Raw genomic sequence first — 13733 nt, 5'->3', positions numbered from 1 at the left:
CCTGGGAGTCGAGCGCCCCGCCCTCGACGGGGACCCGCGTGACGCGCCGCACGGAGGGTACGTGGGGGGAGGGCCTGTCTGGCAGCGCGCTTGACCCATGGAGAGGGCTCCCCTAGAAAACCGGGGCTTTGACTCGCAGCACCCCCTGTTGAGGAGGATTGCTCCGCATGCGACGCCTTGCCCCGATGCTGCTCGCCGCGCTCGCCGTCTTGGCGGCCGCCTGCGAGAAGAAGACGCAGCCCACCCCTTCCGGTGAGGCCGGCACGCAGGCCGCGCAGGGACAGGCCCCAAGCCCCGGCGGCGGCACGCCCGCGGGCGCGGACACCATCCTGCTGGGCCAGGTGGGCGCGCTCACCGGCGGCCAGGCGACGTTCGGCATCTCCACGCGCAACGGCATCGAGCTGGCGCTCAAGGAGGCCAACGCCGCCGGCGGCGTGAACGGCAAGAAGCTGGCGATCCGCGTCTACGACAACCAGAGCAAGCCGGAGGAGGCCGCGCAGGCCGCCACCCGCCTGATTACGCAGGACAAGGTGGTGCTCATCCTGGGCGACGTGGCCTCGTCCAACTCGCTGGCCATGGCGGAGAAGGCGCAGGCGGCGGGCGTGCCCATGATTACCCCTTCGTCCACCAACACCACGGTGACAGAGAAGGGCGACTACATCTTCCGCGTGTGCTTCATCGACCCGTTCCAGGGCTTCGTGATGGCGAAGTTCGCCCGCGACGACCTGAAGCTCGGCAAGGTGGCGGTGCTGCAGGACAACAAGAGCGCCTACTCCATCGACCTGTCGGGCGTCTTCACCCGCAAGTTCACGGAGATGGGCGGGAAGATCGCCACCACGGAGAGCTACAGCCAGGGCGACACCGACTACCGCGCGCAGCTGACCGCCATCAAGAAGACGCAGCCGGACGGCATCTACGTGCCGGGCTACTACAGCGAGGTGGGCGTCATCGCCCGCCAGGCGCGCGAGGTGGGCCTCAAGGTGCCCCTGATGGGCGGCGACGGCTGGGACTCCGAGAAGCTCTTCGAGCTGGGCGGCAGCGCCATCACCGGCAGCTACTTCTCCAACCACTACTCGCCGGACAACCCGGACCCCCGCGTGCAGAAGTTCATCGCGGACTACAAGGCGGCCTACGGCGGCGTCCCGGACGCGCTCGCGGCGCTGGGCTACGACGCGGCCCGCGTGGCGATTGAAGCGCTCAAGCGCGCCAAGGACCTGAGCGGCCCGTCCGTGCGCGACGCGATTGCCCAGACCAAGGACTTCCCGGGCGTGGCGGGCACCGTCACCCTGGATGAGAAGCGCAACGCCGTGAAGTCCGCCGTCGTCCTCAAGGTCGGGGACGGCAAGACGCAGTACGTGACGACCATCAATCCCTAAATGGCGCAGCTCCTCCAGCACCTCATCAACGGCCTGGCCGCCGGCACCATCTACGCGCTCGTCGCGCTCGGCTACACGATGGTGTACGGCGTCCTCAAGCTCATCAACTTCGCCCACGGCGACGTCATGATGGTCGGCGTCTACATGGGCTACGCCACCGCGTTCGCCATCGGACGCGAGGCGCGCGGCTCGTTCCTGGGCATCGCCGCTGTCTTCGCGGTGGCCATGCTGGGCTGCGCGCTCATGGGCTTCCTCATCGAGCGCTTCGCCTACCGGCCCCTGCGCGAGAAGCCCCGGCTGACGGCGCTCATCACCGCCATCGGCATCTCGTTTGCCCTGTCCTACGGCTTCCAGCTGGACATCGGCTTCCTGCCGGGCGCCAGCCCCCGCGCGTTCCCCGAAATCATCGAGCCCACCGAGTGGCTCATCATCGGGGACCGCGACGTCGTGGTGTGGAACTGGCAGGTCATCAGCTTCCTCATCGCCGTGGGCCTGATGGTGGGCCTGCAGTACCTGGTGTTCGGCACGCGCTTCGGCCGGGCCATGCGCGCGGTGTCCTGGGACCACCGGGTGGCGGCGCTGATGGGCATCCCCACCGACCGGGTCATCGCGCTGACGTTCATGCTCAGCAGCGGCCTGGCCGCGGGCGCGGGCCTGCTCTACGCCATCAAGGACACGTCGGTGAGCCCGCTGATGGGCCTGTACGTGGGCCTCAAGGCCTTCGTCGCGGCGGTCATCGGCGGCATCGGCCACGTGCCGGGCGCGGTGGTGGGCGCGCTGGTGCTGGGGCTGGTGGAGGAGTTCGTCGTGGGCTACGCGGCCAGCACCTGGCGCGACGCGGTGGCCTTCGGCTTCCTCATCCTGGTGCTGCTCGTGAAGCCCGGTGGCCTGTTCGGCCGGGTCGCCGCGGAGAAGGTCTGATGGAGACCCCCGCGCTCCCCATCCCCGAGGCCCGCACGCTCGTGCCGCCCTCGCTGCGTGGCGTGCTGCCGTTGCTCGTCGCCATCCCCACGCTGGTGCTGTTCCAGTGGGCGCTGAGCGGCTCCGACTTCGCCACGTACCTGCTGTCCGTCGTCGGCGTGAACATCATCCTCGCGGTGAGCCTCAACATCGTGAACGGGATGACGGGGCAGTTCTCCATCGGCCACGCGGGCTTCATGGCCGTGGGCGCGTACATCGCCGGGTACTGCTCGCTGCAGCTCAAGGAGGTGGCGCTGTCCTTCCTCCCCGTGGCGGCCAGCGACCAGGTGCTCTTCACCGTGGCGCTGCTGGCCGGCGGCGTCGCGGCGGCGGCGTGCGGCTTCCTGGTGGGCCTGCCGTCCCTGCGGCTGCGCGGTGACTACCTGGCCATCGTCACGCTGGGCTTCGGCGAAATCATCCGCGTCGTGGTGCAGAACACGGACGCGTTCGGCCGCGCGCTGGGCCTGTCGGGCATCCCCCAGTACTCGAGCCCCGGCATGGTGTTCTTCTGGGTGTTCCTGGTGGTGCTGGCCGCGCGCCGCATCGCCGGCTCCAGCCACGGCCGCAGCCTGTGGGCCATCCGCGAGGACGAGGTGGCCGCCGAGGCCATGGGCGTGGACACCACCGGCTACAAGGTGCGCGCGTTCGTCTTCTCGTCGTTCTTCGCGGGCATCGCCGGCGGCCTGTTCGCCCACTTCGTGCCCATCATCAACCCCGGCTCCTTCACCTTCGTGCGCTCGATGGAAATCGTCGTCATGGTGGTGCTGGGCGGCCTGGGCTCCACCACGGGCGCCTTCGTCGCGGCCATCTTCCTGACGCTCTTGCCCGAAGGCATGCGCTCCCTGTTCGGCGCGCTGGGCACCGAGGGCAGCCTGGCGCAGCGGGTGGACCAGATTCGCATGCCCATCTACGGCCTGTTGCTCGTCGTCTTGATGCTCGCCCGGCCCCAGGGCCTGTTCGGCACGAAGGAACTCTGGGACGTGCTGCCACGGTGGCTGCCCCGCAAGCGCCGGGGGCTGGCGTGAGCGCGAACGTGACGGCCCTCTCCTCCACGTCCCCCGAGCCCGTGCTGGTGGCGGACGGCGTGAGCATCCAGTTCGGCGGCCTCAAGGCGCTCACCGACTTCCACCTGTCCATCCGGCAGGGGGACCTGCTGGGCCTCATCGGCCCCAACGGCGCGGGCAAGTCCACCGCGTTCAACGTGCTGACGGGCGTCTACCAGCCCACCCAGGGTGCGGTGCGGGTGGGCGGCACGCAGGTCAACGGGCGCAAGCCGCATCAAATCAACCTGCTGGGCGTGGCGCGCACCTTCCAGAACATCCGCCTGTTCCGCGCGCTCTCCGCGCTGGACAACGTGAAGGTGGCCTGCCGCGCTCAGACGGCGCTGCACCAATCCCACATCAGCGTGGGCTCCAAGCTGCGCAACGCGGCCCACAACTACGCGGACTGGTGGCGCTCGCTCTTGCTCACCCCAAGCTTCCAGCGCGAGGAGCGGCGGCTGACCGAGCAGGCCGAGCACCTGCTGGAGGTCATGGGCCTGTCGCACCGCCGCGACGAGGAGGCGCGAAACCTCCCCTACGGTGAGCAGCGCCGGCTGGAGATTGCCCGCGCCCTGGGCAGCCAGCCCCGGGTGCTGCTGCTCGACGAGCCCGCCGCCGGCATGAACACGCGCGAGAAGGCGGACCTGATGGTGCTCATCCGCAAGCTGCGCGACGACTTCAAGCTGGGCGTGCTGGTCATCGAGCACGACATGAAGCTGGTGATGGGCATCTGCGAGCGCATCACCGTGCTGGACCACGGCGAGACCATCGCGCGCGGGGCGCCCGCCGAGGTGCGCAGCGACCGCAAGGTCATCGAGGCGTACCTGGGCGACAGCTACCTGGAGAGTCACGGAGGCGCGGCGTGAGCGAGGCGCAGGTGAAGACGCTGGGTGAGCGCCAGGCCTTCGCGCCGCTCCTGACGGTGGAGGGCATCAAGGTCCACTACGGCGCCATCCAGGCCCTGAAGGGCGTGTCGCTGACGGTGGGCAAGGGTGAAGTCGTCGCCCTCATCGGCGCCAACGGCGCGGGCAAGACGAGCACCCTGCGCGCGGTGAGCGGCATGCTCAAGGCCAGCGCCGGGAAGATTCGCTTCGGCGGCCAGGACACCACCCACCTCAAGGCGCACCAGCTGGTGCCCCGGGGCATGGCGCACGCGCCGGAGGGGCGGGGCATCTTCCCCAACATGTCCGTGCTGGAGAACCTGGAGCTGGGCGCCTACCTGCGCCGCGACACCTCGGAGGTGAAGGCGGACATGGAGAAGAGCTTCACGCTCTTCCCCGTGCTCAAGGAGCGGCGCACCCAGATGGCCGGCACGCTGTCCGGCGGCGAGCAGCAGATGCTGGCCATCGCCCGCGCGCTGCTCAGCCGGCCCCAGCTGCTCTTGTTGGACGAGCCCTCGCTGGGCCTCGCCCCGCAGGTGACGGAGACCATCTTCCGCACCCTGCGCGAGGTGAACCAGACGGGCGTCAGCGTGCTGCTGGTGGAGCAGAACGCCCACCTGGCGCTCAACTGCGCCCACTACGGCTACGTGCTGGAGACGGGCGAGGTGGCGATGGCGGGCCCCGGCAAGGCGCTCCTGGAGAGCGCGGAGGTGCGCCGCGCCTACCTGGGTGAATAGCTTCCGGAGGCCGATTTTCAGCCTCCGGAGCGTCCCCTTCCGTCCTGCCGCCGACGCTTCTGGGGTGTGCGTGACACCTGGAAACTGGCGGCCGTCCCAATCTCGGGTAGTCAGAAGTCGAGCAGTTCTATTAGCGTCGTCCGACGCACCGCGTTCATCTCCCACACCAAATTTCAGGAAGCGCGCCCATGCCTTCGTTGTCTCGCCTCCTTGCCGCCCTTGCCACCCTGTCGCTGATTTCACTCGCGTGCGTCAGCGCCCAGAAGACCGACCCCAACCAGCAGGCGACCTCCACCATCGAGGAGCTGCCGAACGAGGGCGGTGAGTCGGGGGGCCAGCCGGCCGCCGCCGCGGGCCCGCAGCTGACCGAGGTGACGGCCGAAGAGGGCTTCACCGTGAAGATGCCGGGCCAGCCCCAGGTCCAGCGCCAGAAGGTGAACATCCCCGCGGGCGAGGTCTCCACGGCGGCGTACTCGCTGCAGACCGCCGAGGGCGTCATCTACTCCATCAGCACCGCGGACTACCCGGAGAAGGTCGTCGCGAGCCGTCCTCCCGAGGCGTTCCTCAACGAGGGCCGCGACGGCCTCACCAACCAGCTCAAGGGCACCGTCAGCAACGAGCAGGAGCTCACGCTGGATGGCTACCCCGGCAAGTCCTACACGGTGTCCTCGCCCAACGGCGAGGTGCGCGCGCGCAACTACCTGGTGGGCCCGCGCCTCTACACCATGCTGGTCCTCTACAACCCGAGCATCGGCGCGCCGGGCGCGGATGACTTCCTGGGCTCGCTGGGGCTGGTGAATCCTCCTCCGGCCATTCCGCGCGCGGGCGCGGCGGGCGCGGATGGTGGCGTGGGTGACGGTGGCACGGACCCGGACGCGGGCGCTGTCGAGGCCACGGCTCCGGACGCCGGTGCCCCGGATGCGGGCGCTCCCGCCCCCGCGAAGCGTCGTCGCGCCAAGTAGTCGGAGGGCTCGCCCCGGGCCGCGCTCCCTTCACCGGGGAGCGTGCAGCCGGCGACACGGGCCCCGTTGCTGTTCAACGGATGGGGGCCCGCACGCTGCGGGGTGACTTCCCTCGGTAGGTGTTCGCCCACATTCTCTCCTCGGATGTCCGGGGAGGGGATTCATGACAGGGCTTGCAGGGGCCTTGCTCGCCGCGGTGCTCGCGGCGGGTGGGACGGCGTTGGTGCCGGTGAGCGGGGGGAATGCCCTCACGCTCCCGGCGCAGCGCCACATCGTTCGAGTCGAGACAGGCAGTGGTCGTCCCGCGAGCCTGCTGGTGGCCATCCAGCACGGCAACGTGGAGTCGAAGGGGCTGGTGCTCTACCGCTCCGAGGACGCGCTGCGCACGGTGCGGCGGGTGGGGGACATCCAGCCGGATGCCACGCACGCGGACCGGGCGGAGCTGCTCGCGGTGGGGCGGGACGTGGCGCTCGTCTACTCCTACGAGGGGCCGCAGCTGGCGCCCTCGAGCCGGCACGACGTCTGGTTCCAGTGGTGGCGCTACCAGTCCGGCGCGGACACGTGGGCGCCGGAGCCCGCGGTGCGGGTGATGAACGCGGACGCGAGCACGGGCTACTCGCGGGCGCTGCTCGCGCGGGACTCGAAGGGGCGGCTGTGGGTGCAGGCCTTCCGGCTGGAGTCCGACGGCGGCTCCACGGCGGTGGTGGCGGTGTCCACGGACGGGGGGCAGAGCTTCGGTGGGCACCAGGCGCTGGACAAGGTGAGAAGGCGCGGCGGAGGTCGGCTGCTGAGCGTGGGGACGCGGCTGGTCTTCGTCTACGCCATGCATGACGGCTTCGTGCCCACGCGGATGCGCGTGCGTGACGACGAGGACCCGACGGGCACCTGGGCGCCCGTGCGCGAGGCGTTCTCCGACGGCATCTACCATGGCGCGGCGCTGAGCGCGGTGGCGGATGGCCGGGGCGGCATGCACCTGGTCTACAAGGACGAGCAGGAGCGGCTGTACTACCGGCGCTTCGACGGGACGTCCTTCGGGCCGCGCACGCTGGTGGAGGGCACGTCGGACTGGGCCATCCAGGCCGCGGTCACCCGCGTGGGGGACTCGCTCTACATCTTCTACAACCGCATGCGCGTGCTCAACGCGCACTACGAGCTGCGCGCGAGGGTGCTCGCGCCGGACGGCACGCTGGGCGGCGCGGTGACGCTGGATGGGGACGCGACGTTCAAGGGCTACCCCAACGCGGTGGACGTGCTGCCCCAGGACAGCGCGGAGGTGCCGTGCCTGTATGGCGAGGCGCCGGACGCGAGCTCTCGGGGCACGGTGTCGCGGGTGGCGTGGGTGCGGGACGAGGAGCCGCCGGGGGAGGGGCCGTTCTCGCTCGACGTGGTGCGCTCCTCCTCCAGTCACGAACTGCTCGCGGTGGATGGGGCGGGCACGCTGTACGGGCTCGCGGTGGGGGGCGAGCGCTCGCGGCTGATGGCGAGCACGGATGGGGGCGTGAGCTTCTCCGCGCGGAGTCAGGACAGCGGCAACCTGTGGACGATGGCGGCGATGTCGAACGGGACGCTGCTGGCGGTGGTCAGTCACAGCGGCGCGTACTTCCTGAAGCGCTCGACGGATGGCGGACGCACGTGGCGGGACGAGGTGAGCCTGGGCAGCTACCGGGCGATGGGGCCGCGCAGCTTCGCGCAGCTCGGGAGCACCTGGTTCTTCCTCGAGTATCAGACGTTCACCTCGTCCGCGGTGCCGGTGCGGCTGTGGGCGAGCATGGACAGCGGGGCGAGCTGGAGCGTGCGCTCGACGCTGACGGCGCACCGGCATGGCTATGCGCTGGTGGCGGACCCGGCGACGGGCGCGCTGTGGGCGATGATGGGCAGCAACAAGACGCAGGCGGCGGTGCTGCGCTCGACGGATGGCGGGCGGACGTGGACGTCGATGCTGCAGGGCTACGCGGCCAACGGCGTGGCGGGCGGAGTGCTGGCGGACGGCACGCTGCTGCTCGGACAGTCGACGCTCTTCGAGCCCGAGCATCCGAAGCTGCTGCGCGTGTCGCGCACGGGGCAGGTGAGCACGGTGTTCGAGCTGCCGGGGCCGGCGTACTCGCTGGCGGCGGCGCCCGGGGGCGGCTGGGTGCTGGGCACGGCGTGGTCCAGCGCCGGGGACGTGCACGCGGCGGGGGATGTCTTCGTGCGGCTGTTCACCAGCGGCGATGGGGCGACGTGGAGCGAGGCGCGGCGGTATGAGCGGCTGGGTGGCGCGGACCTGGCGCGCGCCGACGTGTGGGGCGTGTTGCCCTCCGGGGACCTGGTGGTGCGGGTGGAGAACGTGAGCGGCTTCGGGAGCGCGGGGACGGGCTTCCAGGTGCTGCGCATCCGACGCTGAGCCGAAGGCGTGAGGTGGGGCCCGAGTGCTCCACCTCACGGGGCTCCTCACGGCGCGCTCCGGGCGGGCTGCTGGGGCGTATCGAATCGCGAGGAAGCGCGGCACGGTGCACGTCGACGGTCTGTGTCACGCACCGAGGGGGGGCGTCGGTGCGAGCCTCGACTGCTGTCGGGGATTGCTCACTCCGGTGCACGTCGGTGTGCGAGCACGGGCCTTCGTCGTGGGTTACATCCTCCGGTGCGCGGCGTGGGCGCGTCACCGGGAGGACAGGCATGTGGGACCCGACGCAGTACACGCGCTTCCGTGATGAGCGGAAGCGTCCGTTCTTCGAGCTGCTGTCGCGCGTGGACGCGGAGTCTCCCTCGCACGTGGCGGACCTGGGCTGCGGGACGGGGGACCTCACGCGCGTGCTGTCGGAGCGCTGGCCCCAGGCCCGGGTGGTGGGCGTGGACTCCTCGGTGGAGATGGTCGAGGAGGCGCGCCGCCGTCCGGCCTCGGCCACCGTGCGCTTCCAGGTCGGTGACCTGGCGGACTGGCGTCCGGAGCAGCCGCTGGACGTGCTCGTGTCGAACGCGGCGCTGCACTGGCTGCCGGACCACGCGACGTTGATGGGGCGCCTGGTGGCGAAGCTGGCCCCGAGCGCCGTGCTGGCCTTCCAGGTCCCCGCCAACTTCGAGGCGCCCTCACATCGGCTCGTCGACGAGGTGCGCGCCCTGCCGCGCTTCGCCTCGAAGCTCGCGCCCGTGCGGCGCAGGCCCGTGGAGACGCTGGAGCGCTACGAGTCCCTGCTCTCCGACGCGGGCCTGTCCGTGGACGCGTGGGAGACCACGTACCTGCACCTGCTGCCGGGCGAGGACGCGGTGCTCCAGTGGCTGCTGGGCACGACGCTGCGCCCCGTGCTGGCGGCGCTGGGGGACGAGGAGGGCCGGGCCTTCGTGGAGGAGCTGCGGCCCCGGCTGCGTCAGGCGTACCCCGCGCATGCGCGGGGCACTCCGTTCCTGTTCACCCGCCGCTTCGTGGTGGCGCGGCGGGGTGGGTGACTCGAGCGGCTACGGCCACGCCGGCCAGCGGACGATGCGTCCATCGTTGCCCACCACCCACAGGTCATCCGGACCGGTGCCGGTGATGTCGTTGTAGCGCCTGTCTCCGGAGTGGACATTCGCCCACGCCTGGCCGTCGTAACGGTAGATGTGGCCGTTCGCGCACGTGGCGTAGGCGGAGCCCGCGCCGAAGGCGATGACGGACGTCAAGGCGTGGTTGCTGGGGAAGCTCATCCGGGTCCACGTCGTGCCCTGGGTCTTCCTCAGGACGGTGCCCTCGTTGCCCACCGCGAAGGCCACCCGTTCGTCGACCACCCAGACGCCGTTCAGGATTTTCGCTCCGGAGGAGCTTTGCTCCGCGAACTCCGACTCCCAGCGACTGTTGCCCGCGTTGAAGCGGAGGATGCGCGCCAGGCCGTCCTGACCGCCCACCAGCAGCAGGTGGGAACGGGAGACGCCATGCACGTCGAGGACGCGCGGGAGCGGATTGGTCGAGGTGTCGTTGTAGGCAGGAGCACCCGTTCCAGCCCAGACGAAGGCCCGTCCCGTCGGCGGAGTCTCGCTGTCGTTGGGGGAAGTGGCCCCGAAGAGCGCGAGCGTGTTGTCCGTCCTCAACCCGACCATGCCGAAGACCCACCGGTCGTCGTCATGCACCTCGACGCAGTTGGACGCGGAGGCGTCCTGATAGCCCTTGCGGCCTCGCTGCGAGCCCAGCCACACCCGGCCATTGTTGTCGGGGTCGGCCCAGACGGCGCGCCACTGCGTGTTGCTCGCGCCACAGGAGCTGTTCGAGGTGGTGATGAACGACGTGCTGCCCGGTAGCAGCTTCGCGAGCCGGTTGTCATGCCCGCCCACCCAGACGCCACCGCGGATCCACGAGGAGGCCGAGTACCAGTGCCTGTCGCCCCCAGTGGCGATGGTCCTGATGGACCACGTGGGCGCCACGCCCCCCGGGCACACGGTCTGCACGTCCTCCGTCTGCCCGTCGCAGTTGTTGTCCAGCCCGTCGCAAAGCTCCGGGGCGTCCGGGTTCGTGCGCGGGCTGCCGTCGTTGCAGTCCCTGTCGTTGGCGACGTACGCCCCCGCGGGCTTCACACAGGAGCGCACCTCTCCGGTGGCCGCGCCGAAGCCATCCCCGTCCTCGTCCGGGTACCACGACGTCGGCGTCACCGTGGACACGCAGGTGACCCCCTGCTTGTCCTCCGCGCAGGCATATGCGCCCGCGCACTGGAACGAGTCCGTGCACGCCTCGGTGAGCTGGGGGAAGCCCTCGTCCTTCTCGCCGTCGCAGTTGGTGTCCTCGCCGTCGCAGCGGTCGGGGCTGCCCGGGTGGACGCTGTAGGCGTCGTCGTTGCAGTCGTCCGGCGGGCCCGCCGTGTAGCCCTCCGGCACGGCGGTGCAGACGATGCGCGCCTCGGAGCCCAGCCGGCCGTGCCCGTCTCCATCCTTGTCCGGATACACGCGGGTGCTCGGCGGGGTGTCGCAGAACTGGACGAAGTCGGTCAGGTCACAGCGGTAGACACCGTGGCAGTCCGCGGACGTCGAGCAGGCCGTGTTGAGCTGGAAGTGCTCCGCGTCGCCGATGCCGTCGCAGTTGTCGTCAACTTCGTTGCACCGCTCCTCGACGCCCGGGTTGATGTCGGCCCGGTCGTCCCGACAGTCGGTGCCGTTGCTGCTCACGTCGACATAGCCATCCTCGTCCGCGTCCACCGCCTGCAACGTCAGCGTGGTGTCCTGGATGGCATCCATCACCAGCGTCACGCGCTGCGAGTCGGTGACCACGCCGTCGCCCACGCAGGCCTGCTCGAAGGCCGTGGCGCGCACCTCCACCGTCTTTCCCCAGTCCGTCGGAGGCGCCACGCCCACCGTCATCGTGCCGCCCTGGGCCCGCGTCCCGCGCAGCTCCGTTACGTCCTGGGTGAGCTCCTTGCCGCTCTCCACGTCGCGCGCCTGGACGCGCAGGCAGCCGGGCAGGAAACGGGTGTAGTTCACCGTGACCTTCACCGCGCCCTGGGTGACGTCCTTCTTGCAGCCGACGATGAGGACGAAGGGGAGTACGAGCAGGAGGCGTCTCATGAGCCGGAGTCTACCTGCTCCGGGCCCTGGCTCACGTGTTCGCGTGACGGGGCTGAATACACCCTGGAATATGCGAAGGCCCTACGGCACTTCCGGAAAATCCGAGTGAACCACAGTCAGGCGGGTATCCCGGGCCAGGCTCGCCGGCGTTATCAGTGTCAGCTCGAGTGGCACCTTGGCGCCGTAGCGCTCACGCATCTGCTTGCGCAGGCCCTCGACATCGAGCGAGCCCAGCGTCTGCATCTCACCGTACTCCACGCCCGCGCCCTGGGCGTACGCCTTGCGCACCAGCTCCGAGCAGTACATCGCGTCGTCGCCCCAGCCGAAGCGCCAGTCGTACGGCTTGCCCAGATGGGCCTTGGCCGCCGCGAGCACGCGCTGCTTCGTCTTCGCGTCGATGTCCTCCGCGCGCAGCACCAGGATGCGGTCCTTCACGCCGCGCGCCTTCCACTTCGCGAAGGGGACGCGCTGCACGGGCTGCACGGCCTCCACCACGAAGGCGCCCTTCTCGGTGACCTCCACCAGGCCCACGTGGGACAGCGGGCTGTGCGTGGCCACCTGGATGGCCTGCGACTGCCGCGAGCGCGAGGTGTGCAGGACGAGGTCCCCCGTCCGCAGCTTTGCCTCCAGCGCGTCGCGAGGCGCGGCGACCGCGCTGAGGCCCCACAGCCACAGCATGCACCCCATCATCCACCGCATGTGCCTGTCCTTTCCGGCGCTTGCCGCGCTCGGCTGGGTGGATTGCAGGGGTGGTGCCAGTGCGCGTCCGGGGGAGGTTGTCCTGACACCGTGGGAGCCTGCCCTCACCGTTGCTGGGGCGAGCGGGCACCGTGTCGGCGCGGTGCGTGGGCTCGGACGAGTGGGCGCCGCGTCGGCGCGGTGCGTGGGCTCGTCTGGGGGCACGCGCCATCAGTCAGCGCGTGAGCGGGTGAGCTGGCACCGCGTTGGCGCGGTGTGTGGGCTCGTTTGTGGCACACGCCATCAGTCAGCGCGTGAGCGGGTGAGCTGGCACCGCGTTGGCGCGGTGTGTGGGCTCGTTTGTGACACACGCCATCAGTCAGCGCGTGAGCGGGTGAGCTGGCACCGCGTTGGAGCGGGGCGCGACACGCGCCATCAACCCGCGCGCGTGAGCGGCACCTCCACCACGGGGACGTAGTCGGGGCCCCGGCTCTCGAACAACACGAGCCGGTCCACGCGCCCCTCGCCCAGCTCGACACTCGCCAGCGCCTGTGCGCACGCGAGCAGCGCGGGGTCGCCCCTGGGCGCCTTGGCCCGGGCCAGCGTCAGGTGGGGCGCGTAGTCGCGATGCTCGGGCTCGAAGCCGAGCGGGAGCAGCTGCGCGGCCGCGTCCGCTTGCAGCGCCTCGAGCGCCTCGACGTCTCCGCGCACGTGGGACCAGAGCACGCGCGGATGTGACGGCGTGCCGAACGTGCCGCCGCCTCCCACGGACAAGGTGAAGGGCGCGTGGCGCGGGCCCACCGACGCGAGGGCCTCACGGATGGCGGGCAGCCGCGAGGGCTCCACCTCCCCCAGGAACACCAGCGTGAGGTGCACCCCCTCGGCGCGCACGAAGCGGGCCGTGGGCGCGAGCGCGCGCAGTCGCGACAGCTCCTCGGCGGCGTGCGCCTCGATGACATCGCCCAGCGTGACGGCGGTGAACAGTCGCATGACTCAGCTCCTTCTCGCGGACCGGCGCGGCCAGAGCGCGTAGGCCCAGAGGGGGATGAACGCGAGCAGCTCCGCGCCGACGACGTACAGCCCTCGCGGCGACAGCATGCCCGCGCCGATGGGGGACACGGGCAGCGGACGCACCGGCGCGAACATGCGCGCATTGGAGAAGGGCCACAGGAGCGCCGCGCCCAGCCCGCCGTCGGTGAGCGCGTCCAAAAGCCCGTGGCTCGCCACCGCGACGAACGCCAGCCCTCCCCACCTCGTGGCGGAGGCGCCTCGCCACCTCGCCACCAGGGCCACCAAGAGCGCGATGCCCGCGGCGAAGACGAACGAGTGCGACGCACCGCGGTGTCCCCAGGGCGCCGAGTAGGGGATGCGGAACACGAAGGCCACCACGTCCGCGTCGGGCAGCAGCGCCAGCGCGGAGAACAGCGCCATGGAGGCGAGCAGCCGCCTCGTCGCCTTGCCGTTCGCTTCGTACCGCCCCAACGCCAGCCCCACCGCCACGTGACCGATGCTCGCCATGGATGTCTCCAGCGCGGGAGGATAGCCGTCCGCGAGGACCCAGGCTCGTGTCTCGGACCTCCCTGGAGGGGGGCGGGGAGGG

Annotated in this window: 12 protein-coding genes; 8 read left to right on the top strand and 4 right to left on the bottom strand. The window is 70.7% G+C overall.

What is annotated here, in order from left to right; all coding sequences use genetic code 11:
- Positions 1 to 167 precede the first annotated feature (167 nt).
- From FL311_RS32870 to FL311_RS32835, 8 genes are all read left to right on the top strand, one after another.
- Entirely contained in the window at positions 168 to 1376 is a 1209-nt protein-coding gene (locus FL311_RS32870) for an ABC transporter substrate-binding protein (RefSeq protein ID WP_141331476.1), read from the top strand.
- On the top strand, positions 1377 to 2297 hold the full coding sequence (locus FL311_RS32865) for a branched-chain amino acid ABC transporter permease (RefSeq protein ID WP_046716478.1): 921 nt from the start codon (positions 1377 to 1379) through the stop codon (positions 2295 to 2297). It begins immediately after the preceding gene.
- Positions 2297 to 3361, top strand: coding sequence for a branched-chain amino acid ABC transporter permease (locus tag FL311_RS32860; RefSeq protein ID WP_141331475.1), 1065 nt, complete (start codon positions 2297 to 2299; stop codon positions 3359 to 3361). The genes FL311_RS32865 and FL311_RS32860 overlap by 1 nt, the downstream gene beginning before the upstream one ends.
- On the top strand, positions 3358 to 4242 hold the full coding sequence (locus FL311_RS32855) for an ABC transporter ATP-binding protein (RefSeq protein WP_255510380.1): 885 nt from the start codon (positions 3358 to 3360) through the stop codon (positions 4240 to 4242). The genes FL311_RS32860 and FL311_RS32855 overlap by 4 nt, the downstream gene beginning before the upstream one ends.
- Positions 4239 to 4994: an ABC transporter ATP-binding protein gene (locus FL311_RS32850; protein ID WP_141331473.1), complete on the top strand. Its 756-nt coding sequence runs from the start codon at positions 4239 to 4241 to the stop codon at positions 4992 to 4994. Before FL311_RS32855 ends, FL311_RS32850 begins: the two co-directional genes overlap by 4 nt.
- A gap of 188 nt (positions 4995 to 5182) precedes the next feature.
- The gene (locus FL311_RS32845; RefSeq protein WP_141331472.1) at positions 5183 to 5956 is read left to right on the top strand and encodes a hypothetical protein; all 774 of its coding nucleotides are present in this window, start codon (positions 5183 to 5185) and stop codon (positions 5954 to 5956) included.
- Between the two features lie 163 nt (positions 5957 to 6119).
- Complete coding sequence (locus FL311_RS32840; RefSeq protein ID WP_141331471.1) at positions 6120 to 8339, top strand: sialidase family protein; 2220 nt, start codon at positions 6120 to 6122, stop codon at positions 8337 to 8339.
- Between the two features lie 272 nt (positions 8340 to 8611).
- Positions 8612 to 9379 (top strand): methyltransferase domain-containing protein, encoded by a 768-nt coding sequence (locus FL311_RS32835; RefSeq protein ID WP_141331469.1) that lies wholly within the window; start codon positions 8612 to 8614, stop codon positions 9377 to 9379.
- A 9-nt stretch (positions 9380 to 9388) separates the two neighbouring features.
- Here the strand turns inward: FL311_RS32835 and FL311_RS32830 are convergent, their stop codons facing one another.
- The 4 genes from FL311_RS32830 to FL311_RS32815 form a co-directional block, all read right to left on the bottom strand.
- The gene (locus tag FL311_RS32830; protein WP_141331467.1) at positions 9389 to 11455 is read right to left on the bottom strand and encodes a MopE-related protein; all 2067 of its coding nucleotides are present in this window, start codon (positions 11453 to 11455) and stop codon (positions 9389 to 9391) included.
- An 81-nt stretch (positions 11456 to 11536) separates the two neighbouring features.
- Entirely contained in the window at positions 11537 to 12154 is a 618-nt protein-coding gene (locus FL311_RS32825; protein WP_141331465.1) for a YiiX family permuted papain-like enzyme, read from the bottom strand.
- Positions 12155 to 12568: 414 nt separating this feature from the next.
- Complete coding sequence (gene thpR / locus FL311_RS32820) at positions 12569 to 13123, bottom strand: RNA 2',3'-cyclic phosphodiesterase (protein ID WP_141331463.1); 555 nt, start codon at positions 13121 to 13123, stop codon at positions 12569 to 12571.
- A gap of 3 nt (positions 13124 to 13126) precedes the next feature.
- Positions 13127 to 13651 carry a metal-dependent hydrolase gene (locus FL311_RS32815; RefSeq protein WP_141331461.1) on the bottom strand — a complete coding sequence of 175 codons (525 nt, stop codon included), beginning with the start codon at positions 13649 to 13651 and terminating at the stop codon, positions 13127 to 13129.
- Positions 13652 to 13733: the final 82 nt, after the last annotated feature.

This window comes from Myxococcus sp. AB025B, assembly GCF_006518215.1.
Classification (GTDB): Bacteria; Myxococcota; Myxococcia; order Myxococcales; family Myxococcaceae; genus Myxococcus; species Myxococcus fulvus.
The sequence above is the reverse complement of the archived record's forward strand: the minus strand, read 5'-3'. Positions and strand labels throughout refer to the sequence as shown.